The 24969-nt window shown below is 53.4% G+C and carries 24 protein-coding genes and 1 pseudogene; 13 read left to right on the top strand and 12 right to left on the bottom strand.

Annotated features, from left to right (window positions below; all coding sequences use genetic code 11):
• Window positions 1-226: 226 nt before the first annotated feature.
• Both AC1IN8_RS14330 and AC1IN8_RS14335 read left to right on the top strand, forming a co-directional pair.
• On the top strand, window positions 227-1144 hold the full coding sequence (locus tag AC1IN8_RS14330; RefSeq protein WP_479759315.1) for a LysR family transcriptional regulator: 918 nt from the start codon (window positions 227-229) through the stop codon (window positions 1142-1144).
• 104 nt (window positions 1145-1248) lie between these two features.
• The gene (locus AC1IN8_RS14335) at window positions 1249-2454 is read left to right on the top strand and encodes an MFS transporter (protein WP_479759316.1); all 1206 of its coding nucleotides are present in this window, start codon (window positions 1249-1251) and stop codon (window positions 2452-2454) included.
• 65 nt (window positions 2455-2519) lie between these two features.
• Here AC1IN8_RS14335 and AC1IN8_RS14340 read toward each other — a convergent pair whose 3' ends face one another.
• Window positions 2520-3842 carry a Na+/H+ antiporter family protein gene (locus tag AC1IN8_RS14340; protein ID WP_139439473.1) on the bottom strand — a complete coding sequence of 441 codons (1323 nt, stop codon included), beginning with the start codon at window positions 3840-3842 and terminating at the stop codon, window positions 2520-2522.
• Window positions 3843-4093: 251 nt separating this feature from the next.
• Window positions 4094-4771: a ribonuclease T gene (gene rnt / locus AC1IN8_RS14345; RefSeq protein ID WP_162519318.1), complete on the bottom strand. Its 678-nt coding sequence runs from the start codon at window positions 4769-4771 to the stop codon at window positions 4094-4096.
• Between the two features lie 146 nt (window positions 4772-4917).
• On the opposite strand from rnt, the gene AC1IN8_RS14350 reads away from it, so the two are divergent.
• Window positions 4918-6891: a methyl-accepting chemotaxis protein gene (locus tag AC1IN8_RS14350; RefSeq protein WP_479759317.1), complete on the top strand. Its 1974-nt coding sequence runs from the start codon at window positions 4918-4920 to the stop codon at window positions 6889-6891.
• Between the two features lie 67 nt (window positions 6892-6958).
• Complete coding sequence (locus AC1IN8_RS14355; RefSeq protein ID WP_193558756.1) at window positions 6959-7834, top strand: flagellar protein MotY; 876 nt, start codon at window positions 6959-6961, stop codon at window positions 7832-7834.
• 158 nt (window positions 7835-7992) lie between these two features.
• Here the strand turns inward: AC1IN8_RS14355 and suhB are convergent, their stop codons facing one another.
• Window positions 7993-8796 (bottom strand): inositol-1-monophosphatase, encoded by an 804-nt coding sequence (suhB, locus tag AC1IN8_RS14360; RefSeq protein WP_139439477.1) that lies wholly within the window; start codon window positions 8794-8796, stop codon window positions 7993-7995.
• 200 nt (window positions 8797-8996) lie between these two features.
• On the opposite strand from suhB, the gene AC1IN8_RS14365 reads away from it, so the two are divergent.
• Window positions 8997-9452 (top strand): hypothetical protein, encoded by a 456-nt coding sequence (locus tag AC1IN8_RS14365; RefSeq protein WP_139439478.1) that lies wholly within the window; start codon window positions 8997-8999, stop codon window positions 9450-9452.
• Window positions 9453-10147: 695 nt separating this feature from the next.
• Here AC1IN8_RS14365 and AC1IN8_RS14370 read toward each other — a convergent pair.
• Together AC1IN8_RS14370 and AC1IN8_RS14375 are read right to left on the bottom strand one after the other, a co-directional pair.
• Window positions 10148-11692, bottom strand: coding sequence for a hypothetical protein (locus tag AC1IN8_RS14370; RefSeq protein WP_479759319.1), 1545 nt, complete (start codon window positions 11690-11692; stop codon window positions 10148-10150).
• A gap of 494 nt (window positions 11693-12186) precedes the next feature.
• Complete coding sequence (locus tag AC1IN8_RS14375) at window positions 12187-12843, bottom strand: DUF6988 family protein (RefSeq protein ID WP_201899462.1); 657 nt, start codon at window positions 12841-12843, stop codon at window positions 12187-12189.
• Window positions 12844-13152: 309 nt separating this feature from the next.
• Between AC1IN8_RS14375 and AC1IN8_RS14380 the strand changes: the two genes are divergently transcribed.
• Complete coding sequence (locus AC1IN8_RS14380) at window positions 13153-13719, top strand: recombinase family protein (RefSeq protein WP_479759321.1); 567 nt, start codon at window positions 13153-13155, stop codon at window positions 13717-13719.
• Between the two features lie 61 nt (window positions 13720-13780).
• Here the strand turns inward: AC1IN8_RS14380 and AC1IN8_RS14385 are convergent, their stop codons facing one another.
• Genes AC1IN8_RS14385 through AC1IN8_RS14395 form a run of 3 tightly spaced genes read right to left on the bottom strand, consistent with a single transcriptional unit; the run spans window position 13781 to window position 15223 of the window.
• A complete protein-coding gene (locus AC1IN8_RS14385) occupies window positions 13781-14098 on the bottom strand; it encodes a hypothetical protein (RefSeq protein WP_330543771.1) in 318 nt (105 codons plus the stop codon).
• Window positions 14099-14111: 13 nt separating this feature from the next.
• Window positions 14112-14909 (bottom strand): hypothetical protein, encoded by a 798-nt coding sequence (locus tag AC1IN8_RS14390; RefSeq protein ID WP_202970014.1) that lies wholly within the window; start codon window positions 14907-14909, stop codon window positions 14112-14114.
• 41 nt (window positions 14910-14950) lie between these two features.
• Window positions 14951-15223 (bottom strand): helix-turn-helix domain-containing protein, encoded by a 273-nt coding sequence (locus tag AC1IN8_RS14395; protein WP_081304861.1) that lies wholly within the window; start codon window positions 15221-15223, stop codon window positions 14951-14953.
• Window positions 15224-15330: 107 nt separating this feature from the next.
• Here AC1IN8_RS14395 and AC1IN8_RS14400 point away from each other — a divergent pair, with 107 nt between their 5' ends.
• The gene (locus AC1IN8_RS14400) at window positions 15331-15960 is read left to right on the top strand and encodes an XRE family transcriptional regulator (protein ID WP_479759323.1); all 630 of its coding nucleotides are present in this window, start codon (window positions 15331-15333) and stop codon (window positions 15958-15960) included.
• 104 nt (window positions 15961-16064) lie between these two features.
• Here the strand turns inward: AC1IN8_RS14400 and AC1IN8_RS14405 are convergent, their stop codons facing one another.
• From AC1IN8_RS14405 to AC1IN8_RS14415, 3 genes and pseudogenes are all read right to left on the bottom strand, one after another.
• Window positions 16065-16433 carry a hypothetical protein gene (locus AC1IN8_RS14405; protein WP_479759325.1) on the bottom strand — a complete coding sequence of 123 codons (369 nt, stop codon included), beginning with the start codon at window positions 16431-16433 and terminating at the stop codon, window positions 16065-16067.
• Entirely contained in the window at window positions 16430-17056 is a 627-nt protein-coding gene (locus tag AC1IN8_RS14410; protein ID WP_202970013.1) for a hypothetical protein, read from the bottom strand. The genes AC1IN8_RS14405 and AC1IN8_RS14410 overlap by 4 nt, the downstream gene beginning before the upstream one ends.
• A gap of 263 nt (window positions 17057-17319) precedes the next feature.
• Window positions 17320-17592, bottom strand: a pseudogene (locus tag AC1IN8_RS14415) (type VI secretion system PAAR protein); the annotation flags it as partial.
• A gap of 277 nt (window positions 17593-17869) precedes the next feature.
• On the opposite strand from AC1IN8_RS14415, the gene AC1IN8_RS14420 reads away from it, so the two are divergent.
• Both AC1IN8_RS14420 and AC1IN8_RS14425 read left to right on the top strand, forming a co-directional pair.
• Complete coding sequence (locus tag AC1IN8_RS14420) at window positions 17870-18115, top strand: hypothetical protein (RefSeq protein ID WP_479759327.1); 246 nt, start codon at window positions 17870-17872, stop codon at window positions 18113-18115.
• A 56-nt stretch (window positions 18116-18171) separates the two neighbouring features.
• The gene (locus tag AC1IN8_RS14425; RefSeq protein ID WP_479759329.1) at window positions 18172-19233 is read left to right on the top strand and encodes a hypothetical protein; all 1062 of its coding nucleotides are present in this window, start codon (window positions 18172-18174) and stop codon (window positions 19231-19233) included.
• A 156-nt stretch (window positions 19234-19389) separates the two neighbouring features.
• Here the strand turns inward: AC1IN8_RS14425 and AC1IN8_RS14430 are convergent, their stop codons facing one another.
• Complete coding sequence (locus AC1IN8_RS14430) at window positions 19390-21198, bottom strand: recombinase family protein (RefSeq protein ID WP_479759331.1); 1809 nt, start codon at window positions 21196-21198, stop codon at window positions 19390-19392.
• Window positions 21199-21292: 94 nt separating this feature from the next.
• Here AC1IN8_RS14430 and AC1IN8_RS14435 point away from each other — a divergent pair, with 94 nt between their 5' ends.
• The 4 genes from AC1IN8_RS14435 (at window position 21293) to AC1IN8_RS14450 (ending at window position 24969) form a co-directional block, all read left to right on the top strand.
• Window positions 21293-21589: a glutathione binding-like protein gene (locus AC1IN8_RS14435; RefSeq protein ID WP_479759332.1), complete on the top strand. Its 297-nt coding sequence runs from the start codon at window positions 21293-21295 to the stop codon at window positions 21587-21589.
• A 31-nt stretch (window positions 21590-21620) separates the two neighbouring features.
• On the top strand, window positions 21621-22283 hold the full coding sequence (locus tag AC1IN8_RS14440) for a glutathione S-transferase family protein (protein WP_139439479.1): 663 nt from the start codon (window positions 21621-21623) through the stop codon (window positions 22281-22283).
• Between the two features lie 200 nt (window positions 22284-22483).
• Entirely contained in the window at window positions 22484-24010 is a 1527-nt protein-coding gene (locus AC1IN8_RS14445) for an ABC transporter substrate-binding protein (protein WP_479759334.1), read from the top strand.
• Window positions 24007-24969, top strand: coding sequence for an ABC transporter permease (locus tag AC1IN8_RS14450; RefSeq protein ID WP_479759336.1), 963 nt, complete (start codon window positions 24007-24009; stop codon window positions 24967-24969). The genes AC1IN8_RS14445 and AC1IN8_RS14450 overlap by 4 nt, the downstream gene beginning before the upstream one ends.

Consider the following 24969-nt stretch of genomic DNA (forward strand, 5'->3'; position numbering starts at 1 on the left):
TGATGAAAGGCCGCTCCATGAGCGGCCTTTTTTGTGCGCCTCGTTTGGACAAGAGTGCGGGCAAACGGATCCCGCCAGACACCGGACAGGATGGCAAGAGGCCAGCCCTGGGCCATGTCGGACAGGGCAGGGGTGCGGCCGAGGGGGCGGGATGCTACCTTGTGCCACTGGATGCCGACGGCGCAAGGTGAGACGCCGCCGGCAGTGACGGGCAGGGGAGAGACGGATGGATAGATTGGGGGTGATGGAGGTCTTCGTGCTGGCGGTGGAGACCGGCTCCTTCTCGGCGGTGGGGCGTCGGCTGGGACTGGGTCAACCCACAGTCTCCAAGCTGATTGCCCAGCTGGAGGAGCGTCTTGGCAGCCGCCTGCTGCTGCGCTCGACCCGTGGCCTGGCCCCCACCGAGGCGGGGGAGGCCTATTATCGGCGCGCCAGGGAGATATTGGCGCAGGTCAACGAGGCTGACGCCATGGTGCAGCAGTGTCGGGCCGGCCTGAGCGGTCGCCTGCGGGTGAGCGCCCCCGTCACCTTCGCCCGGTTGCACATCATCCCGCACCTGTCGGATTTTCTCGGGGATCACCCTGGGCTGGATCTCGAGATCCTGCTGGACGATGGCAACGTCGATCTCATCTCGGCCGGCATCGATGTCGCCTTGCGGCTCGGGGAGCAGGCGGATTCGGCGCTGGTGGCCCGCCGTCTCTCCCGCTGCGAGATGCGGGTGCTGGGCACTCCGGCCTACTTCGCGGCCAGGGGCATGCCCGCCTCCCCCCAGGGGTTGCAGGATCACGATCTGGTGCTCTACAGCCCCAAGCCCGGCATGGGGCAGCAGTGGCTGTTTTGCTGGGGAGACGAACGGATTGCGGTGCGAGGGCGGGGACGGTTGACGGTCTCGGCCGCGGAGGGGATGCGGGCCGCCGTGCTGGCGGGGCTCGGGCTCGGCATCGCCTCCGAGTGGATGTTCTCCCCCGAGCTTGCCCGGGGGGAGGTGGTGGTGGCGCTGCCAGAGTGGCAATTGCCGACGCTGGAGCTCTGGACCCTGCTGCCGGCAGGTCGTGAACTCAGCGCCAAGGCGCGCGCCTTCCTGACCTTCGTGGCCGGGCTGCCCGGTGTGAAGCAGGGGCCGGAGCATGCCGGGGTGGAATAGGTGTTATGGCGGGGCGCCTGCTAGTGCCGCCCCGTGTCCATGGGTAGTCTGTGCTCATCCAGCCCGTGGCTGCACGGGGTTCATTCATCTATGAGGATGACATCATGAGTTCATCAGACTCCACCGACCGGGCCGCCATGGCGAGCCGCACCCCGGGCCCCGCCCTTGTCTTTTCCATGGCCCTCTCCTGTGGTCTGGCGGTCGCCAACATCTATTACAACCAGCCCATGCTGGCGGTGATGGCACAGGATTTTCCCGGCCAATCCGCCATCCCCCTGATCGCCATGCTGACTCAGCTCGGTTATGCGGCCGGCCTGTTGTTGCTGGTGCCGCTCGGGGATGTGGTCGAGCGCCGCTGGCTCATTCTGGGGCAGTTCGTGCTGATTGCGCTGGCCTCCACGATGGCGGCCATGGCCACGGGGGCGACCATGTTGATGCTGGCCTCCGTCCTGCTCGGGATAGGCGCCACGGCGGCCCAGCAGATAGTGCCGGTGGCGGCCACCCTGGCCAATCCCGCCAGGCGAGGGGCCGTGGTCGGCAGCGTGATGAGCGGCTTGCTCGGCGGCATCCTGCTCAGCCGTACGCTGGCAGGCCTGGTCACCGCCTATGGCAGCTGGCGGGTCATGTTCTGGTGCGGGGTGCCACTGGCCCTGCTGGGGGGGCTGCTGATGGCCAGGATGATCCCGCTGGGATTGCCCCGCTCCACCCTGAGCTATCCTCGCCTGCTGGCCTCTCTCATCGGCTTGTGGCGCGAAGAGCCCGCCTTGCGCCGCGCCACCTTGACCCAGGCCTTGCTGTTTGCCTCCTTCAGTGCCTTCTGGACTGTGCTGGCCTTCTACCTCGCCGATCCCGCCTATGGGCTCGGTGCCGAGGTCGCCGGTCTGTTCGGGGTGATCGGTGTGGCGGGTGTGGCGGCTGCCCCGTTGGCGGGACGGATGGCCGACAAGCGGGGGGCGAGATCCGTGGTGCTGGTGAGTGCCCTGCTGGTGGTGCTGGCCTGGATCCTGTTCGAGACATGGCTCTCTCTGGTCGGGCTGGCGCTCGGGGTCATCTTGCTGGATCTGGGGGTACAGAGTGCGCTCGTCGCCCATCAGCAACTCATCTATGGCCTGAGAGCCGAGGCGAGGGGACGGATCAATACCCTCTTCATGACGGGCATGTTTCTGGGAGGAACGCTCGGCTCAAGCCTGGCCATGCTGGCCTGGCAGCAGGGGGGCTGGGTCGATGTGGGCTGGGCGGGCCTCGCGCTGGCGCTGACGGCCTGCTTGGCCGCCCTCGCCGGGAAGCGGAGTCTGCAACCGGCCTCCTGAGACGAGTGTCAGAGACAACAAAGGCGACCCTGGGGTCGCCTTTCGTCTGCCTGCGTGGCGCCTTGTCAGAGCACCATGGCGGCTATCCAGCCGAAGATAATGAGCGGGATGTTGTAGTGGATGAAGGTGGGCACCACGCTGTCCCAGATGTGGTCGTGCTGGCCATCGGCGTTGAGGCCAGAGGTGGGGCCCAGGGTCGAGTCGGAGGCGGGGGAGCCCGCATCCCCCAGCGCACCCGCAGTCCCCACCAGGGCGATGGTCGCCATGGGGGAGAAGCCGAGGTGGATGCACAGGGGCACATAGATGGTGGCGATGATGGGCACGGTGGAGAAGGAGGAGCCTATCCCCATGGTGATGAGCAGGCCCACCAGCAGCATCAGGAAGGCGGCCAGCCCTTTGTGACCCGCCATCATGCCGGAGACGGACTGCACCAGGCTCTCCACCCCGTGGGTCTCCTTCATCACGGCGGCGAAGCCGGCGGCGGAGATCATGATGAAGCCGATGAGGGACATCATGCGCACGCCCTGGGTGAAGGCGTCCTGGCTCTCGCGAAACTTGATGACGCCACCGCAGGTGAAGATGATGAAACCGGCGAGGGCCCCCAGCACAATGCTGTTGGTCATCAGTTGCAGGCCCAGGGCCACGGCGATGGCCAGCAGGGCGACCCAGATGTGGCTGAGGTTCAGCTCGACGGTTTCCGGCTCGGCGGCCAGGATCTTCTCCAGATCATACTGGCGCGGCTTGCGATAGCTGAAGAAGACAGCCACCAGCAGCCCGACGAACATGCCGAGTACCGGAATGGCCATCGCCAGCGGCAGCTGGCTGAACTCGACCGCCACCCCGTTGTCGATCAGGTTCTTGGCCAGGATGTTGTTGAGGAAGATGCCACCAAAGCCCACCGGCAGCAGCATGTAGGTCGCGGTCAGGCCGAAGGTGATGACGCAGGCCACCTGGCGGCGATCGATCTGCATCTGGGCCATGACGTGCAACAGCGGCGGGATCAGGATGGGAATGAAGGCGATGTGGACCGGGATCAGGTTCTGGGAGGAGATGGAGACCCCCAGTACCGAGGTGAGCAGCAGGCTCTTGACCCAGAGGATGCGGGACGAACTGGCATCCTTGCCGAGCTGGCTGATCACCTTGCGGGCCAGCAGGTCGGTGATCCCGGAGCGGGAGATGGCCACCGCGAAGGCACCCAGCATGGCGTAGGAGAGGGCGATTTCGGCGCCGCCACCCAGTCCGCCGGTGAAGGTGCTGAGGGTCTGTTCGAGGGAGAGGCCGCCGAGCAGGCCGCCGACGATGGCGCCGATGGCGAGAGAGACCACCACATTGATCCGCAGCAGGCTGAGCACCAGCATCAGCGCCACCGCGATAACAACAGGATTCATTTGATTTCCTTATAGATTGTGTTGCTGTCTGTCGGGGGAAAGTCAGCTAGTTTGCGAAAAACGTGACAAATGTCGAGAAAAAAAACGGCAAAATGGCCTCTTCACGGTATTCCAGCCGAGCTGAATCAGTTCTGTCGGGATGGCGTGCTGAAAACGGTGCTGGATGACCCTGTTTGTGCCGTTCTGGTCAAACCAGCTGCCTGGCGGTGGCTCCGACCTCATGGAAAGAGGCTGCCAAGGCAGCCTCTTTCTCATTCCCCAATGGCACTGCCGGGGTTGTCATCGGCGGGCACCTCCTCCGGATTGGCCAGGGGCCAACCCCCCAGGCTCTTCCAGCGGTTGACGATATGACAGAACAGCTCTGTGGTGCGCTCGGTGTCATAGAGGGCGGAGTGGGCCTCTTTGTTGTCAAAGGGGATGTTCGCACTCTGGCAGGCCTTGGCCAGCACCGTCTGCCCCAGGGCCAGGCCCGAGAGGGCCGCGGTGTCGAAGGTGGCGAAGGGGTGGAACGGATTGCGCTTGAGACCGGCTCGCTCGGCGGCGGCCATCACGAAGCCGTGATCGAAGGTGGCGTTGTGGGCCACTATGATGGCCCGGCCGCAGTCGCTCTCCTTCATGCCCTTGCGCACCCCCTTGAAGATCTCGGTGAGCGCTTCCTTCTCGTCCACGGCGCCGCGCAGTGGATTGAAGGGGTCTATGCCGGTGAACTCCAGGGCGGCCTTCTCCAGATTGGCCCCTTCGAATGGCGCCACATGAAAATGGAAGATCTGATCGGGCATGAGCCAGCCCTGCTCATCCATCTTGAGGGTATAGGCGGCGATCTCCAGCAGGGCATCGGTCTTGGCATTGAATCCGGCGGTTTCAACATCGATGACGACGGGGTAAAAGCCACGAAAACGGCCCTTGAGGGTGTGAACGGCGTCGGTCATGGTATCTCGGTCGGCGTGAAAGGAGGCGGCATTATGGCAAAAAAGCCGGCCCTTGTCCCTCCTGGGCCGCCATGCGCAGGCCAACTGGTTCTATTAAAAGCAGTTGCGCTTATAATTGGCCACTTCAACCATGGAGGGGTGAGGCGATGAAGAAGCTGGGATTGGCGCACAAGATGTTGCTGGTGGTCTGTCTGCCACTGTTGGCCCTGCTGTTTTTTTCCGGTCGATACGTCTATGAGCGTTATCGGGCCGAGCAGGAGATGAGTCAGGCAGAGGCTGCGCTCGGGGTGGTGCGGGAGGCGGCGCAGCTCGCCCATGAGCTGCAAAGGGAGCGTGGCATGTCGGCTGGCTTCCTCGGTTCTGGCGGCAACAAGTTCCGTGATGCCCTGCCTGCTCAGCGCAAGGTGGTCGACACCCTGCTGGTGCGTTTTCATCAGGATCCTGCCTTGCTGGCATTGACAGAGGTGCAGCAGGCGTTGACCGGGCTCACCGCCATGCGTGAGCGGGTTGGTGCCCTGGGGGTCGAGGTGGCGGAGCAGGTCGGCTTTTATACCCGTCTCATCACCCAGTTGCTGGCGGTGGTGGATCAGGTCAGCATTCGCAGTCAGGATGCCACCATAGCGCTGCAGACCAGTGCCTACGCCGCCTTCTTGCAGAGCAAGGAACGCATGGGGCTGGAGCGGGCGACCCTGAGCAATGTGTTCGCGCGAGGCAGCTTCACCCCGGCGCTGTTGCAGCAGTACATCTCCCTCCTCGCCGCCCAGAATACCTATCTCGAGCGTTTCCAGGCGTTAGCCAGCCCCTCGCAACGTCAGCTGCTGGCCGACAGCCTGGCCTCTCCCGTGGTGGCCAAGGTGGCCGACATCGAAAAACTGGCGCTGGAGAAGGCGGCAAGCGGCGGCTTTGGGGTGGATGCCGAAGCCTGGTTTGCCTTGAGTACCGACAAGATAAGCCTGCTCAAGGAGAGCGAGGATCGCCTCTATCAACAGCTGTACGATCGGGTTGAGCAGATGCGGGCCAGGAGTGCCAGCGACTTCTGGTGGGCTGCCCTCGGCGTACTCTTGTGCGTGGCCCTGACCAGTGCCGTCTGCTGGCGGGTGGTGCGCGACCTGCATCTGGGCTTCATGGCGCTGCATCAGACCTTCAAACGGCTGGTGCAGGAGAACGACCTGACGGTGCGGGTCAACTGGCGATCCGGTGATGAACTGGGAGCATTGGCACAAGATCTGAACCGCTTCCTCGAACATCTGGAAGGCTTGTTGCTGGCGGTGCGCCGCTCCTGCGACGTGCTGGCGCGCAGCGCCGCCGCCTCGGCAGAGGTGATAACACAGGTCAACGCCGGTGTGGCCAAGGGGGTTGGCCAGGTGGATCTGGTCGCCACCGCCGCGACCGAGATGGCCTCGACGGTGGCGGAGATTGCCCGCAACGCCACCCAGACTTCGCAGGCGACCCAGCAGGCCATCGGACGTGCCCATCAGGGGGACAGGGAGGTAGATCAGACCATAGACGCCATCCAGCTGGTGGCGGGCACCCTGGTCGATACCCAGCAGCTGGTGGACAACCTGCATCGGGAGACGGAGTCGGTCGGCGAGGCGCTCAGCCTCATCAAGCAGATCTCGGACAGAACCAATCTGCTGGCCCTCAACGCCGCCATCGAGGCGGCCCGCGCCGGCGAGTCCGGTCGCGGTTTTGCCGTGGTGGCGGAGGAGGTGAGGGCGCTGGCCTCGCGCACCCAGCAGGCGGCGGATGACATTGCGGGTATGCTGGCCCGTCTGCGCCAGGGCGCCAGTCAGGCGGTGACGGCCATGCACCTGGGCACCGAGCAGGCAGGGCTGAGCGTGACCGAAGCCAAACGGGCCGGCAGCGAGCTGACCGATATCGTCAAGGAGGTGCGCAAGGTGAACGACATGACCGCCCAGGTGGCGACCGCCACCGAGGAGCAACGTTATGTGACCGACGATATCCAGCACAACGTGCTGACCATTCGGGAGGTCTATGAAGCCCACCGCCTGCACTCGGAAACCCTGCAACAAAACAGTGTCGAGCTGGATCAGCTGGCCCAGGATCTGACGGCCCGCATCGCCAGCTTCAAACTGATGGAGCGCCCCGCTCCCCATTGAGGTTTTGCCCTAAAGCTTGGCTTGCCGCTGCCGATAGTTAATCCGAGATCGTGTGGAGGGCAAGCCGTTGAATGCTTGGGTGTTAGGGTTGATCAGCATATCCGTGAGTATGCAGTTGCAGGCGGGAGTGACCGAGTTCGGTGCCGGTCTGGATCAATCCGTCTGGCGGTTGACCTCGGATACTCAGGTGGAGTGCCGTCTCGAACACCCCATACCCCGCTGGGGCACGGGTGCCTTCGTCAGCCGGGCCGGTCGCAAGATCAACCTGGACTTCGAGCTGAAGGGGCAGCGGCCGCAAGCCAGGACCCAGACCGTGAGCCTCGGGATCATGCCCCCCAGCTGGCGCCCCGGTGTCTCCGGACGCCAGATAAGCCAGCTGCAGTTCTATCAGCAGTTCGACGGCCTGGTGGCGGGGCAAACCGCCTGGACCATGCTGGACGAGCTGGAGGGGGGGCGCATGCCCACCTTCCAGTACAGAGACTGGTATCGCCAGGACAGGCCGGTGCGGGTGTCGCTCTCCTCGGTCAACTTCAGGGTCAAGTACCAGGCCTTCATGGATTGCCTGAGCGGCCTCTTGCCCTACAGCTTCAACGACATCGCCTTCAGCGTGCTCTCCTATGACAAGAACAGCGATCAGCTGTCGCCTGCCTCCAGGCGGCGACTGGCGCTGATCGGCGACTACGTGAAGGCGGACAAGAGCATAGATGTGGTGGTGATCGACGCCTACAGCGACAGCTACGGCGGTCGCTGGCCCAATCAGAAGCTCTCCGAGAAGCGGGCAGATGCCATCAAGCAGGTGTTTGTGGATCTCGGCATCGAGGAGGGCAAGATCTCGGTGGAGGGGCACGGCGAGAAACAGCACGTGGCCTCCAACGAGACGGACGCGGGCCGAGCCAAGAACCGGCGGGTCGTGATCAACATGGGGCGCAACGGCACCATCTAAAGTGAATAACTGTGCGTCGCTAGCCTGCTCATCTGGAACTTGGCAGGGGCCGGTTCCACGCTGCAGCGGCTGATTTTCCCGATCACTGAGATAAAAAAATGCCAGTCGGCTGGGCCGACTGGCATTTTTTTCAAGGGTTCGCGACTGACTTGGCCAGCTTATTTAGCCAAAGAGTCCGGCAGGTTTTCGCGGATCTTGCCGAGCATCTCTTTCAGGACGCGCGGGTTGGCAACCACCATGTTGCCGGAGTTCTCGTAGTTGTGACCACCCACGAAGTCGGTGACGATGGCACCGGCTTCCTTGGCCAGCAGCTCACCGGCGGCAGTTTCCCAGGGCTTCAGGCCGATTTCCCAGAAACCGTCGATGCGACCGGCGGCCACATAGGCCAGATCCAGCGCGGGGCAGCCGGCACGGCGTATATCGGCACATTCGATGAACATGCTCTGGAACATCTTCAGGTACGGCTCGATGTGGTGCTTCTGCTTGAACGGGAAACCGGTGGCCAGTACGGTGCCAGCCATCTCTTTGGCCTTGCCGACACGGATACGGTAGCCGTTCAGCTGGGCGCCGTTGCCACGGGTGCTGGTAAACAGCTCGTCACGAATGGGATCGTAAACGACGGCTTGTTCGGTCTTGCCCTTGACGCGCAGGGCGATGGAGACGGCAAAGTGCGGAATGCCCTTGACCAGGTTGGTCGTGCCATCCAGTGGGTCGATGATCCATTGGTAATCCGGATTGGTACCGGCAATCTCACCAGACTCTTCAGCCACGATGCTGTGTTCCGGGTAAGACTTCTTGATGGTGTGAATGATGGCCGCTTCGGCTTCACGGTCAACGTTGGTCACGAAGTCGTGGCTGCCTTTTTGGATAGCCTCGATGTTCTCGGGCTGGGAGAAGGCTTTTACTACAACTTGACCGGCGTTGCGCGCAGCGCGCACGGCGATATTCAGCATCGGATGCATAGGTTCACCACTGGATGTTAAAGAACGGGGGATAAAAGGACGCGGTATCTTACCAAGATATTCTGGAATAGCAACCATGGTACCCGCATTCGGTCATGGTGGGGGCTGGCAGATCTGACGGCTCCAATAAAGGCCTGTTATCGGCTAGTCTTATCGCGACAGCCGGCTAACAGGCTGTGGTGAGCATAGGGACATGAGCCATGAATCTGTCATTAGTCAGTCAAAAACCGTCGGCAGCGACGACATTGGGTGTGCTGGCCGCACTGCGTGCCGCCAGTGGAGAGGGGGATTACTTCACCGAGGTGAGGGTGGCACAACCGGATAGTTGGCAACCGTCGAAGGAGGAGGCGGCCATCTTGCTGCTGGAAGAGGATGATGCGGCATGGCCGGAGCCGGTCTGGCCCGCCAGCGGCGCTGCCCTGGGATTGCCCGTGCTGCCCTTGCTGGTTCACCGACAATATGACAGCCCTCCCCAGGGGCCGGATGTCAGGGACCCGCGCTTTTACTTCGTCTCCAATGGCATAGTGCTGGATGAAACTGAACTCGCGGATCCCGCCTGCAGCCTGGTATTGCAGAGCAAGTTAGAGTCCTATTTCCCGCTCCTCTCCCGCCTCATCCTGCTGCGCCAGCGTCAACCCGTGGTGCTGTGCAGCTAACCGAACCCCCCTCTATTCGGGCTGTTCAAGCGGCGCAATATTTGTCATAAGAAACAAGGAAACATCTTACGCCATGGTGGTGGGGTAAGATGTTTCAAGAAACTATGGCCACATTTTGCCCCGAACTGGAGAAAATTGACTCTGATTGGGAATATGGATGGGTTTATGCTTGTCTGCAAAGTTCTTATTGAACCCTTTTGGATCATATGGCTTCCCATATACTGTTAGATCCACATTTTTGATATGACATCATCTCTTTTCATTGTGCCTTCCTAAGATAAATCGCTATATGGGGTCCAGGGCCTCCGATGGGCCGGGTCGCCCATTCGTCGCGTTCAGTAGTACTTATATTTATACAAAAAGAAATCGATTTTATTTAAGTAATAGAAATGAAAAGCCGTAACTGCTTGCTGTACGGCTTTTACCACGTAGTCACGAGTCCGCGAGTGACTACTGGTGTACATATGTATAAGTAGGTATCTGGAGAATTTTTGTATTAAAAATGTACTGCTATAGAAAGTCGGCAGTAGTCAATCGTACTCGCTGCACTCGTTACTCATGACTACATGGGAAGAACTCCTTACCGCAAGCGGTGGCGGCGTTCTTCATCGCCTTTTAATTGATCAGAACTGAAAAGGTGGGAATAAGTCCCTATAATATATAAGGTATTAAATCCCACTCTTTCCTGGTATCCATTACGCAGCCTTCCTCAGTCCGGCTGTAGACTGGTGCTTCTCGTATCTCTCCATGAAGATCTCTCGTTCCCAGTCAGTACAGCTAGCATTGGCTCCTTTGAACATCCACTCCCTGAACGCCTCCAAACTTGGGTTCTTTTGGAGTTTCCTTCTACAGCGTTCAGAAGCTGCGGCGGCCAGCTTGAACTGCTTCACTGGTGCACCGACAGGCTTCTTGATGGGGTTATCTGATTGAAGCTGTAGATCAATGTGCTTGATGTTTGTCCCTAGTGCTTCTGCTTGATCGCGGTCGAGAACATAGACTCGTTGAGTTTGGGTTGAACTGTACTCCCTGCTACACCCCCTCAGTACGAATTGATGCATAGCCTCGTGTTCCCTAGAGCTAATGAACTCGCTATAGGTAATGCCGAATAAATGTTCAATGTGTGCAGCTTCGGCGGGACTCGGTTTGAGAGTCGCAAGCCAGACACAGGCTTCATATTTTCTAAAGTCATTCAGGCCACGAGCTTCTACACTGATTTTTTGTCCTGGCAGCTCGTATGCTTCCCCGCGAACGTTCTTGCGTTTGTCGTCAGAGTTGTTGTGGGTGTAGTAGTAATCAGCACCTAAATTGGTGCGTAAGTAGTCATAAATTTTGGTTAAGCACTCATTGCTATCATTCTTCCAGGTCGTTGATGCTCGTGTGTGCTCCAGAAAGTAGAAGATTTCTAGGCGATCATCCAAAGGGACAGTTCTTTCTTGTACATAGGGTAGTGTGATTTGTCTGAATAAGTGCTTGTGTGCCTTGTAGATCATGGAGTTAGTGAAGTTCGCTCCAATGAAGGTCATATCTAGGTCAGCATCTATGTACTTCTGCAAATCTCGCCAAGCAGTGATGTTCAATTGGGACTTTGAGCTGTCATAGAACCAGCTCGAATCCATGAAAAACTGGTCATTATCCTGAATAATGTCGAGAGTTTTACTCACAGTAGTGGTTATGTCCCCCGAAAAATCACGCTTTGTGCCTATACAGTACTGCTCGCTGGATTGTCCCCTCTTAGCTTTCTTACTGGTGGACATGTCATAGGGGATCAGTCTCAACAACTCATCTTGGACTAGTCGCTTTGCTGCTGGTGTGGCGTCGTTGAGGGTTATATGAGAACTGAAAGTTACAACGTCATCCAGATATATTTTGAATTTTTTCAGTAGCTTAGGATCTAGTTTAAAGAAGATTTTATCGCTAATGATCAGTGCTTTGTGGCTGATCTGGGGAGCTCGTAGGTAGTCCAGAACTGCTTGTAGAATGTCATGGCAGTAGTTCTGCGAGTCCTTATCGCTGACTAAGGTGTGGGCTCCATCGATCTTTGACGCCACATACTCTTGCATCTTGTTAGTGCCGAAAACGAGAATGAAGAATTGATTGGGTTTTGAGCTGTTCACTTCTTGAATCAAGGCGGTAGTTTTACCAGCCCCACACCCATAAGTGACAAATTTGAACTTATGAAGGCGTGGGAACAGTAGATTGAAATTCATTAGAATGGAGTGTTTTATTGTTTTTATTTTCATGAGATACCTTTTTATACATCCCAGTAAATCATTGTTTACTGGTGATTTTTCACTCATGCATATGCATACAGAGAAACTGTAGGGCTGGAGGCTCTAGGGTTTGATATGGCGTAGCATGGGTGCCATTAATTTGTAACACAGGTAGGGGGGAGGATTTCAAAAATCGCAGATAGTCGCGTTGCTGCGATGGCCTTGATAGAAGGAAGACAAGGGTTTTGCGGGGTAGGGAATAGGATGCATTCCCTCTGAGCCCTGCTTGTTGTGTTGACCTAGGCTGACTGGCCTTCACTCCTCAAAAGTATCAGACCCCAGCCCCACGGCTGTTGAATTGAAAAGTCCAAGGAATCTCATACTTAGAACAGAAATCAGCCTGTTTTTATCTGCACTGGTTAAAAAACATCTGAGCTACTGGAATAATATTTAATGTGGTACAAGTGGAAAATGTCAAGATATAATTTATCTTTTTGTGATTACCCACGAGCCTCAGATGTGAATTAGTAAGATGGCTCAGTGGTTCGCGGGTAAGGTGAATCGGCCGGGGGAAAGCAGTCTTGAAACTCAGTATATATGCCAGCCATTTTACCGGCCTCTGCTGGTACGCCAGCCAGGATCAAAAGCAGATTACCTGCAATCCCCAGCAGCCCATTCGAGTGTCGGATTTGCATCAGAACCAGCTCAGGTGGGAAGCCTCTGCCATGACGATTCACTGCATGGATGCCACCGTGCACAAAAGAGCTCAGAGGCCGCCACGAGTAATGTTTGAACTCCTTGAGATGAGCCACTGGTGCATGTGGTGCCTTCTCTTCGATTGCTTCTAGCATTTGGCTGAGCATCGGAATTTTGTTGGCTTGCTTAGCAGTATCCTGCGTGAGTTCAGCGAGCATCAATTCAGCTTGGCTGTCTGTTGCAACATAAAGCACCCAAAGAGAACGAACCAGCGACTCATACTGCACGCGAAGTAGGGCTGCGGCTGATGTATGTAGGCCTGCTGCCACTAGATACTTCAAGCTTTGAGCATGTTCAAAGCTAAGGCTAGCAAGTGCCCTAGCAGCCTGTAGACGACTGGAATCATTTACCAGCGGTAACGAGAAGAAGTCAGCTAGTCGCTCCTCCAATACCGCAGAACGTGCAAGCAACTGATTAAAAAGCATATGGGCCTACCTAAAACAGTCTTTAACATGGCATTCACAAATTTAAGGCTATCCCAACTCTCAACAGCAGAAAAGCGTTTCGTGATAACCCATCAAACTCAACCATTCTGAGTAAACGGCAATTACTGATTTGATAGAGTGTGATCCCGGTTGAAAAAGACACTAGAGGAAAATCTCTTTTGAGTACTCCCTAGTGATACCGATCTGCCGAGTCTCGTTTAGTATCATTTAGATATTGAAATCACCTATATGATACTGTATCGTTATCATAACTTAAATGATACTTTATGGCAGAGTGGGGGTGAGTAGATGATTTTTGGGTATGCTAGAGTCTCGACAAAAGATCAGAGCCTTGAACGCCAGTTGGCGGTACTGGAACCTGTTTGCGATAAGATCATTTCTGAGAAGGAATCAGGGAAGTCCACCAGTGAAAGACCAGAGCTGCTTAACCTGCTTTCACACCTCCGCGAAGGCGATACCCTTGTAGCTCATTCCATTGACCGTCTTGCACGTAACACCCGCGACTTACTCGAAATGATAGATGGCCTTGTTGAGCGGGGTATCGTGGTTCGCTTCCTGGCTAACGGTATGAGCTTTGACAACTCCCCGCAAAGTCGTTTGATCCTGACCATGATGGGTGCAGTCGCTGAGTTTGAGAGAGGCATGATCGCATCAAGACGTAATGAAGGCATAGCGATTGCTAAAGAGGCTGGTCGGTACAAGGGCAAGCAGAAGAACAAGGAACTACACAGCAAGATCACTGAAATGCTCTTGGCTGGAAAGAACACGCCGGATGAGATCGCGAAGCTGTGTGATTGTGGCAGGGCGACAGTATTTCGTGTCAAAAAGGAAATGATGAGTACAGAACAGGTATAGATTATCGAGAAGGAAGAAGAAGGATTTAGATCCTCCTTCTTATTGACTGCTTTCCTATACTTTAAAGATCATTTTCTTTATATAATTTCTCGAGATCTAAAGTTATGTTTTTCTTATTCAATTCCTTTTCTATGCATTCCCAGCGATTACGTGTAGCAACCTTAAGATCGGCAAAGGTTTTATCTGCCTCAGCGTTACTCATGTCACTTAGGCTAGACTTTAACTCAAAATCAAGATCGTCATATCTTTGATGTTCAGAACTACATTTCCCTGTGATTGCATCATTTATGTACTTCCTATCCTTGTAAGGATCGTATGTTCTATATGCTGCCAGGGCTGTTGTGCTGAAAAATAGTAAAAGCATTAATGTTACTTTCATCGGTATCCCCTTGCTATTGAATCAGAATATTAATTATTTCACCAGTATCAGCATTGAACGTGCAAGAATATATAACGTTCTTAAATGCACCGAAAGCATTTTGAGCCTTAGCTTTATTCCCATAGAGGGTTACTAACTTATTTTCTTTATCATACCAGTCGTATGAAGAAAATTTCTGTTCAAGTACACCATCCGTCCATTCAAATTGGTATTTAGCTGACTTTTCGACAGCATTCGAGCAGGAATAATTGCCCCCTTTACCATATTTTGTTGCATAACAGTATGCATCCTCAAGACAATTGGCTTTATCTTCCTTTTCTTTTTTTGCTAACAAGGCCTCTTCAGCAGCTTTGTCTGCTTCTCTCTTTTCTTCATTCGCCCTGTCTTTTTCTCTTTTCTCTACCAAATATGTTGAGTATTCACTTTTATCAAAAATTTTATTCCTCTTGGCATCTGAAAACTCTGCTTCAGATAGAAATCCCAATTCTTTACCTTGCATTGCACTTGCAGAAGATCCCAGTGTATTCGAGATACTTACCAAAAGAATTAATAAACAAGGTACAGTATAATTATTTACGTATTTGTATTTTAACGGTGGTAACAGTCTATTCCTAATTCGTTCCATGGAAAGTAGTGCCCAGGACAAAGCTAACAAAGCGACTAATGTCATAAATGTGGCAGATATAATAGTAAGCGTGCTTGACCAGAAACCCATTCCGGGCTCATATATTTCTTTATAAGTACCTAGCCCAAAGATTAGAGTTATTAATCCCCATAGACTATATACTAACGCTTGCATTCTTTTTTTCATGATATCTGTAGTTCCATTACGGTTAAAAAATCAGATGAGATTCATTCGTTACTAACGTTCGATGATACATATCTTTCCGGCCAAATGGTATGGGTAGCAACGCCTATATAGTCAGCAATGATCTGCTCACCTTTAGGCCAGTGCCGTTCAAGTGCGTTATAGAGAGTTCTCTCATGTAATCCGTTATCTCTTGAAAGCTGTGCTAGTGTTCCTCCCTTCTTCTTAATCGCTGCCAGTATGTCTGCTCTGTGCCAGTTCTTTGTACTGGCACTCCGCTCCTTTTTCTGCGATTCTTCAGGATTATGAATACTCATAATGATCACTCGTTACTTACATTAAGTATATGTTTGATCATTATATGGAACATGTCAAACCATAATAAGGATCTCCTGTTCCTTTTGTTGTGGTGATAGGTGACGCTATGACTGAGAAGAAAGAGAGCGTTTTGCAGTTCAGCGAGAGGCTAAAATCCATCGTCCCGGCAGGCTCAGGCCGAGACTTCGCTAAGAGGGCTGGGATTGGCTACAGCACTGTCCATAACTACTTGCAGGGCGTTTCTAGTCCTACTCTAGAGAACCTTGTGCTGCTCGCTAAGGCTGGGAATGTCTCGGTGGAATGGCTGGCAACTGGTGAAGAATTTAGAGGGGCTGCTCTGGCTGTTGCTCAGGAAGCAGAAAATGGCAGAGTGCTAAATATTCCTTTTATTGATAAAGAAAAATTCCTTTTTTTGGATTCTGAAGCATTCCCGGCTCTCCAGGAGAACGCTAGTCGTCTTGCTGCTCTGCAAGTGGATAGTGATGTGATGGAGCCTACGTTTGGCGTGGGAAGTGTTCTAGTCATAGATCAGGGCCAGAAAGAGCTCAGGGATAGCAAAGTAGTTGTTTTGCGTAAGGCTGGGAGCTACTTATACAAGAGAGTGCAGATAGTTTCTGAAGGGTATAGCTTGACCAGTGATAATAAGAGATACAACGAAATAGTTGTTACTGATGAGTCTCTATGTAGTTTCGACGTTGTGGGGATTGGAGTGCTGGTGCTCAATCCATTTGACTAAGTGATTGAAGTCATGGCATTGTTGAATTGGGAAGGGATAACACAACCTCCCAATGAAGTTCAGAAAGCCCCCTTAGTTGGGGGCTTTTTCATGATGGTAAGCAATCATCTTAATTTTAATTGTACTTGCAACATAACCTTCTGACCATCATAAAGTGAGAGGTCGCTAGCTTGTAATGGTGATGCTAATGGCAATTCAATTTTAAAATCATTATTAGCCACAACAACAGGTTTCTTGTCCTTATCTAGTTCAAAAACCTTCAAGTTGTATGTACTTGGCTCCGACTCTATGACTTGGTAGCCATTTATTATTCCCTTGTTCTTTACCCAAGTAATACCATTCCCATCTGTAAATGGCTCATCATCATATACGGGAATATCAACGGAAAATATGAATATTAGAGCTGCACCGAGAACACATAAAAAAGCAAATGTGTGATATAGTCTCTTAAATATGGTTAATAGTGTACTCATTCTGACACCTCTAAAATATCATTCTTAAAGTCGTAGTCCAAATCGGTATGTTGGAGCTGGAACTGCTCTGCGTACAACGTTGGTACAACAATTGGTGGACGCCAATAGGTGTCAAGTCCTAGGTGTTCTGCAAGGTCAATCACAAAAGTCATGCAATTGTGATTTAATAAATCATATGCTTTCTTATTAGGGCTATGATTTTCACGTCGCTTCTGGTTAATCCAATCAATTGCCTTCTCATAGAAGTAGCCCCGCATTACTACCCCTGCAATATTGCCTGACTGACCATGGCTCTTTGATATTTCATTCAGTATCGATTTGAAACTACTCTCAGTTATCATCCCGCTGTCGAGCGAAACAGGTTGCTTCACTCCACCTCGTACAATGCCAGGCTTCACTGCCTTAGGGTCTGCATAACGGCCATATTCATAGTACCGCGTCTGTCCTGTTGTACCATTTACAAGTAGAACCCCTGCATGTCCAAGATAATAAATTCCAAAATCCCCACGAACGGCTATTCGATATGACGTAAAAATCAAAGGGATGAGAAAATCTCTATCAGTATCCAAGCGAATATCTGTAATAAACAGATTTTCAAGCGGTGTGGTTAGAACGGTATTCATCATTTCCCCTTAGCGAGCCAATTGTTATTGCTGCCTTTTACTATGATCTGTTGAGGCTTCTGTGATTTGGCAAGACCAGTCGCTATCCCATCAGGTCCAGTCATGGCTCGGTGTGTTTTTCCTACCTCGTCGGTATAGGTGAACTTGAAATTTACTAGAGGATCACCTGTCGAGCTAAGTAGACGAATGCTGGTATCAAACCAGGAAATTATTCGGGGAATGAGGCTTGATTGCCCTGCTGGAGTCATGTCTCCCACTATCACTGTTCCCGAACCAATGATCACTCCACCACAATCAACTGCCCCACCAGTGATAGCTAGAGGCTTACCGTTCACGAATACAGTAGAAGAGCCAGAGGCGATTGTGCGTGGATGTGGCGGGTTGTTTGGCTTGTCATGAGGGGCGAGTGGATCGCCTACACGAGCAGCGGGGATGCCATCAATGAACACATCAGGTGAGCCAGCTGTAATGGCCGTGGGATGGAACCCGTCATGGTCTGTGCCAATGTCTCCTACTTTCGCGGCATTCTTACTCAAACCCTTCTCCTTGTTATCAATGACAAAACGGACACAAAGGAGATTTTATCATTAATGCACCAATCGAGACCATAAAGACGTTTTCTGGAAGCGGCAGTCTGCGACGCTTGCATAGGCAATCGATCTGCATAGGGCTCAATCGGGGCAATATTAATCCCTGTTGAAATTTTAAACAGAAGACTTGAAATGGTCTAGTTTGCACAATATATTGTAGTTGGTCTCACGACTAGCACTACATATAGTGTTCATTGCAAACCCAACACAAGGTTGATTGATTATGACAAACAAGAAGCAGACCTCATCCTCTGTAGCCAGCCAAGCGGCTCAGGTTTTGAACGATCCTCACGCATCTGACATCCAGAAATCCTTTGCTGGCTCTGTGCTTGCTCAGGCTCGTACTGGCAAGCAACCTAGCCCAGAGATGGAATCGAAAGCGGGGGCAGCACTACAAAGTGACAAGTACAGTGAGTTGACTAAGACCTTTGCGGGCTCGATTGTTGCTCAAAGTGACAAAGATCGTTGATTGAAAGGGGGCTCTCTAGAGCCCCTTTATCTTGGTTTGCTCATGGGATATCACAGATGAAATTGGAACAAATGCCAGGTGCTAGATTTGTAACCTTAGCTGAATGGCCAAGTATGATAATTGAGTCCAGTTATAAAAAATTCTTCATGTCGGCCTTGAAGTTAAAAGATGACCTAACATTGCATTGGTATAAAAAATACAAGCAGGAGGAAAATGGTACTATTCGTTTAGATGTATATGACGATCTGAAGCTAGCAAGTTCCACAGCAACCGAGAATAACAAAAACTATATTCATGAGATTGACCGATTACCTTTAAGTGATGATGATAAAAGATCCTTACTTCTCAAAGTTGATAAAGCAGTTACCTCTAAGGAACGTCTTCTGAATGAAGAGATTTTAATGCTTCAAGAGGCGATTAGATTACATAAGGATGTGCCTAAAAGAACTGTTGATGATTTTATTTTTCCCGATTTGTCACAAGAGTTCAAAGATGCAGCGGTTAAGATATTAAATGAGACGCCGTACATAAAGATTCTTTATGCACCTCCATATGGAGTCATTCTTCATCTTAAAGATCATAATGATTGGAGTCAGCGATATGTAAAAACTAAAAAGGCTATTCAACAGTGCTATCGTGAACGCATAGCAGGTGGGTTTGGTTTATCTGGTGCAGAGCACTGGGGGAAAACTAAAGCTAAGATCCGAACGATGCTATTACCTAGGGCTAATAAGCTTCTCCAGCTTGCGAGCGTTAAGTTGCTATTGGCCGATGCTAAAGCTCGTGGACAAAAAGTTTTGCTGGCCGGGGATTTTGTGTTCTGGTATGAAGAGAATGGAGATGTTGGATGGGAAGTAAAGGTTGTTGGTGATTCTGGCTCTAGCTCCGCAGGTAACACATTATGGAAAGAAGGTAAGATTCTTTCTAAGAATCATGGCAGAATAGTTATTTTTCCATACATAAAAGAAAATGGTGAGTATGTTAAAGGTCATACAAAAAATGCACCTAATGATGGTAAGGCACTATTAAGGCATCCAAATGATTATGTCGAGTTACCCTTTGAGATTCTCGAAGACGACTTAATGATTGGACTCTTTGGTGAGCTAAATTATGAATAGTGATTATTCCATCTACATAATTAAACTTATCCTATAATAAGGAGATGAATATCATCTTCATGTTTGTCCTAATCCTTTCCGTTCATTGGGGCGAGCATCTGTCTATTGACAGTCTATCTCACTGACCACAGTTCAGTAAAAACAAATGGGGCTCCATCAGGAGCCTTGTCCCTGGGTGGCCATTTCCGATACATTGGTGTAGTTGTTAACGGCTAAATCAAACATTTCAAGCCATATGTCTAAAGCTATCTTATCCTCTTCTTTTAACTCATTTCCGGTAATGTTAATTTTTCCTGTTAGTACATCTACACTACCCGCATCAAAATGAAAAACAAGGTCGTTAGTAAGATAGGTTTTACTTATGATGTTGCATTTCTTTATGTCATATATGAAAAGATGTTTAATACTATCAGTATAATATTTTATAAAGCACAGCACTATATTTCCATCTCGTATAACATCTACTTGTTTAATTACTTTTCTTAATGCCACATTAGTATCTTGCCTTAGTTTAACGTTGTTTTGATCATGAACAAGGTCAAGATTAGGTTCAAATTCAACATGAGATATCTCATAACTCATTAGACTGTTCAACTCATTAACGAGTTCTTTCAACGTTTCTTTGTTCTTTTTTATGTTTCTGATTATTCTCAGTTCTAGATTATACTCATCATCATCGAGTCCTAGAAGTTCATCATTAAATGACTTTATATTGTATTCAACCTCAATGATTTTTTGACGACATTCATTTATAGCATCGGGATTGTTGTCTTCATTACCATTATATATAGTATGCCAATTCAACTCTTTTATGTTCTTTAATATTAATTTTTCAAATTGTGTATAGTTTACGCCAGTGTTAGAACATGTCTTTTCTGAACGACGACCGAGACATGTATAGAATGGTTTTCCATGCCCATTTAAACAAACGATCATTTTATTTCCACACATGCCACATATACTGATTCCATTGAATAGATTACGCATTTTTGTTGTTGTTTTAGAATTTTTTCTTCCATGTTTTGAACTGTTTATTTTAGACTGAACTCTATTGAAAAGTTCCATTGGCACAACAGTTGGAAATGCATCATCAATGAAAATAAGGCTATCATTTATAGTTTTTTTCTTATCTTTTTCAGATAGGTTTTTATCATGAATAATTCGTTGTTTTCCAATAACCACCCGACCAGTTAGCCGCTCGTCTTTAAGAACCTTTTGAAGAGTTAAAGTATTCCAAAGAAGCCCATTATTAAGTTTTCCTTCATCGTTCAACCTGCGAACAATAGCCGTATTACCATGTCCATCAAGAAACATCTGATGAATTGAAAGTAAGATCCCTGCTTGCTCTGTATCTACAACATACTTGTTATCTTCTATAGATAACCATCGTGGACAGATTTTTGAACTGGCTCTTCCTTCATTTTTTAGTTTGTTTATTCGGTTAGCCCAAGTTTTTTGCCCCATTATTGATTTTCTTTTAGATTCATTATGAGCCCGCGAAATACTCATGTTTAGGACTGTGCTGGACTCGGGGATCCTCTCCGAAAAGCAAGTTGCTGATTCCACTTCAATGATATCTATCCCATGTGTGATCAGAGTTGTGAGCTTTTGGGATGCTTGGTAGTTAGAAAGGCGAGTGAGGCGGTCGATGTTCTCAACGATTAGAGCCCCACGGGTTATACGTTTGTTGATCACATCTTCGTAGAATCTGCCAAGGTTACTGTTTGGCCCCCAGTTGTCCCCTTTGAATGCAGACTTCCCTATGTCAGATTCAAGGATCTCATAGTCATTCGGATCGAGCTGGTAGCCTAACCGAGGGTCTATGACTGCATTCTCTAGAAAATCGGTTACAGTCTGTATCTGGCGTGCTATGCCAAACCCTGTGACCTGTTGTAAGGTGGATATTCGACTGTAAAGGTATGATTTCATTGTCAAATTACTCATTGAATATTTGGCGTAAATCATATCATAGTTCCAACAGACCGATATTGCGCCGCCTGGCTTTTGCTCTTCATGGGAATGGGAAGCGGCCCGCAGTGTTTCCGACAACGGAGGCGAGATGACGGTCTATGAGTTGAACTGTGCCCCCAACGCCCGCCGGGTCAGGATGTTTCTGGCGGAGAAGGGCACAGTGGGGGAGGAGTGCAAGCAGCAGGCCCTGGCCTGGTTTGCCAGGCTCGATGCCCGGCTTGCCGAAGTGCCCTATGTGGCAGGAGATCGCTTCACCATCGCCGACATCCTGGCCCTGTGCACCATCGACTTCGGCAAGGTCGTCGCTCTTCGCATCGCCCCGCACCAGCATCACTTGCAGGCCTGGCATGAGCGGGTGAGTGCCCGTCCCAGCGCCCAGGCCTGATCATTACGTTTGAACGACCAAGGAGTCCAAGATGATAGAGTTGTACACTGCCGCCACGCCCAATGGGTTCAAGGTGTCGATCGCCCTCGAGGAGCTGGGATTGCCTTACAGGGTGATCCCGCTGGATTTCTCGACCATGGAGCAGAAGAAGCCCGAGTTTCTGGCCATCAACCCCAATGGCCGCATTCCGGCCATCGTCGATCGGGATAACGGTGACTTCGCCGTGTTCGAGTCCGGCGCCATCCTTATCTATCTGGCGGAAAAAACCGGCAAGCTGCTGCCGCAAGATCCCAAGCGCCGCTCCCAGGCCATCCAGTGGCTGATGTTCCAGATGGGTGGCGTCGGCCCCATGATGGGGCAGGCCAACGTCTTCTACCGCTACTTCCCCGAGAAGATCCCGGCGGCCATAGAGCGCTACCAGAAGGAGGGGCGCCGTCTGTTCGAGGTGCTCGACGGTCACCTGGCGCACCATGAGTACCTGGCCGACGAGTACAGCATCGCCGACATCGCCACCTGGCCCTGGGTGCGGATCCATGACTGGAGTGGCATCTCCATCGAGGGCCTGCCCCATCTGCAGGCCTGGATGGCGCGCATGGAGGCCAAACCTGCCTGCCAGAAGGGCATCACCATTCCGCCCCGCAACGAGAGCCCCGAGGATCAGGTCAAGCGGGCACAGCAGATGGTGACCCGCTAGGATGATGACGATGGCCCGATGACGGGCCATCGCTTTTTATGATTGCCGCCCCATTGTCCGCCTGCTGGGCCGCTCATCTGCTCCCCCTTTCCCGCTGCAAATAAGCCATCTATCAAAAATGAAAAGTCATTCATTCTGATTAATTGTTATGTTATAACGCCAGTTTTTGGTTGGTAATCATTATCGTTTGGATGGAAAGGATGACAAAAATACACGCCCGTTGGGGATGGTGCGCCCTGGTGTTGATGGCCGGAATGAATGTTGCTCACGGCAAGCCGCTGGCCATGGTGGGGCCCTGGGAGATCCACAGTGTCGACCCTGCCAGCAACGGGGTTTTCTTTACCCGGATGCAGGTGGCGGAGACCCTGGTCGAGGTCGACAGCCAGGGCAATCTACAGCCCGGGCTCGCGAGCCAGTGGTCTCACTTCGAGGATGGCCTGCAATGGCGATTCACCCTGCGCCCCGGGGCCCGCTTTCACGATGGCAGCGAGGTGAGCGCCGAGCAGGTCGCCTTTGCCCTGCAGCAGGCATGGCGCAAGCCCGGTGTCATGACCAGCGCCCCGATCGCGTCCATCGAGGCCCATGAGGCGGCCCTGCTGGTCACCCTCACCGGCCCCTTCGCCCCCCTGGCCGCCGTGCTGGCTCACCCCAGCACCCAGATCCTGGCGAAGGGGGCCTATGATGCCAAGGGGGAGGTGACCCAGGTCATCGGCTCAGGCCCCTATCGCATCACCCGGTTGCAGCAGCCCCAGCGAGTCGAGACCGAGCGCTTCGACGGCTGGCAGGGCCCCCAGCCTGCGATCTCGCAGGTGAGCTACCTGACGGTGGGCCGCGCCGAGAGCCGCACCCTGATGGCCGAGAGCGGTCAGGCCGACATCGCCTGGGGGCTGGATCCGGTCAGCATCCGCCGCTTGCAGCAGGCGCCCCGGGTTTCCATCGTCTCCGTTACCCTGCCGCGCACCATACAGCTCAAGCTCAATGGGGCCGATCCTCTTCTGAAGGATTCGGCGGTGCGCCGCGCCCTCAGCCTCGCCATCGATCGCCGTGGCATGGCGGCGGCCCTGCTGCGGGATCCCGAGATGGCGGCGACCCAGCTCTTCCCTCCCACCCTGGGGGAGTGGCATCAACCCGGGCTGACCCCGCTCGCCTATGACGTCAAGGCGGCTCAGGCAGCTTTGGCGGCGGCAGGCTGGCTGTTGGGGGCGGATGGCGTGCTGCACAAGGGGGAGGAGCGTTTCGCCCTGACCCTGCGCACCTTCCCGGATCGCCCGGAATTGCCCCTGCTGGCCACGGCACTGCAGGCGCAGTGGAAGGCGGTGGGGGTGGACCTCAAGGTGGCGGTGGGCAACTCGAGCGAGATCCCGGCCGGTCATCAGGATGGCTCGCTCCAGCTCGGCCTCTATGCCCGCAACTATGCCCTGGTGCCGGATCCCCTGGTCACCCTGCTGGGGGATCTGGCCCCCGCCGGTGCCGACTGGGGGGTGATGAACTGGCAATCCCCGACCATGGAGCAAACACTGGCCCGCCTTGGCAAGGAGACCCTGCCCGCAGGGGAGGCCGCGGCACTGCGCCGTGACATCGCCACCACCCTGCAGCAGGAGTTGCCCCTCCTGCCCATCGCCTGGTATCGCCAGAGCGCGGCGGTCAGCCGTGAGCTGAAGGGCTTTGAGCTGGATCCCCAGGAGCGCAGCTACCGTCTGGACAAACTCACATGGAGTGCACAATGACAGCGGCGCCCTTCTCTGCCGTCATGGGAATACTGGGCCAGCGGCTGGTACAGGCGCTGATGGTGGCGCTGCTGGTGGCCGGGCTCTGCTTTCTGATGGTGCAATCCCTGCCCGGGGACATCGCCTTTCGTATCGCCGCGGGCCGCTACGGCTATGACTATGTCACCGCCGAGGCCGCCAACGCGGTGCGAAGCGAGCTGGGGCTGGCCGGCTCGGCCCTCTCCCGCTTCGGTGACTGGCTGGGGGCCCTGCTGCAGGGGGATCTTGGCAGCTCTCTGGTGACGGGCGCACCTGTGGCCAGCGAGGTGGGCCACCATCTGGGGGCCACCCTGTCCCTGGCGGTGGCCGCCGTGGCCCTGGCCCTGTTGCTGGCACTGCCGCTCGGCAGCCTGAGCGCCCTGCGTCCGGGGGGATGGTGCGATCGCCTGACCCTGGGCTGGAGCGTGCTGATGCGCGCGCTGCCTCCCTTCCTGCTCGGCCTGGTGCTCATGGTGCTGCTCTCGGTGGAGCTGGGCTGGGTCAGCGCCGCCGGTCACGGGGAGGGGAGCAACCTGCTGTTGCCCGCCCTCACCCTGGGGCTGGGGCTTTCGGGTGTGCTCTCCCGGGTGGTGCGCGAGAGCGTGCTCACCGTGGTGCAGTCCGGTTATTACCGCTTCGCCCTCACCAAGGGGCTCTCGCCCGCCCGGGTCTTCAGGCGTCACGGCCTGCGCAACACCGGGGTCAGCGTCATCGCCTACACAGGGGTGCAGCTGGTGCTTCTTGTCGAAGGGGTCGTGGTGGTCGAGAGCCTGTTTGCCTGGCCCGGCATCGGCCATGCCCTGGTGCATGCCATCTTCTGGCGCGACATCCCCATGGTGCAGGGAACCGTGCTGGTGCTGGCGGCGCTCTTCGTGCTGCTCAATACCCTGACGGATCTGCTCTGCCTCGCCATCGATCCCCGCGGTCCCAAGGAGTCCTGA

The sequence above is a fragment of the Aeromonas sp. 130281 genome, assembly GCF_056642115.1.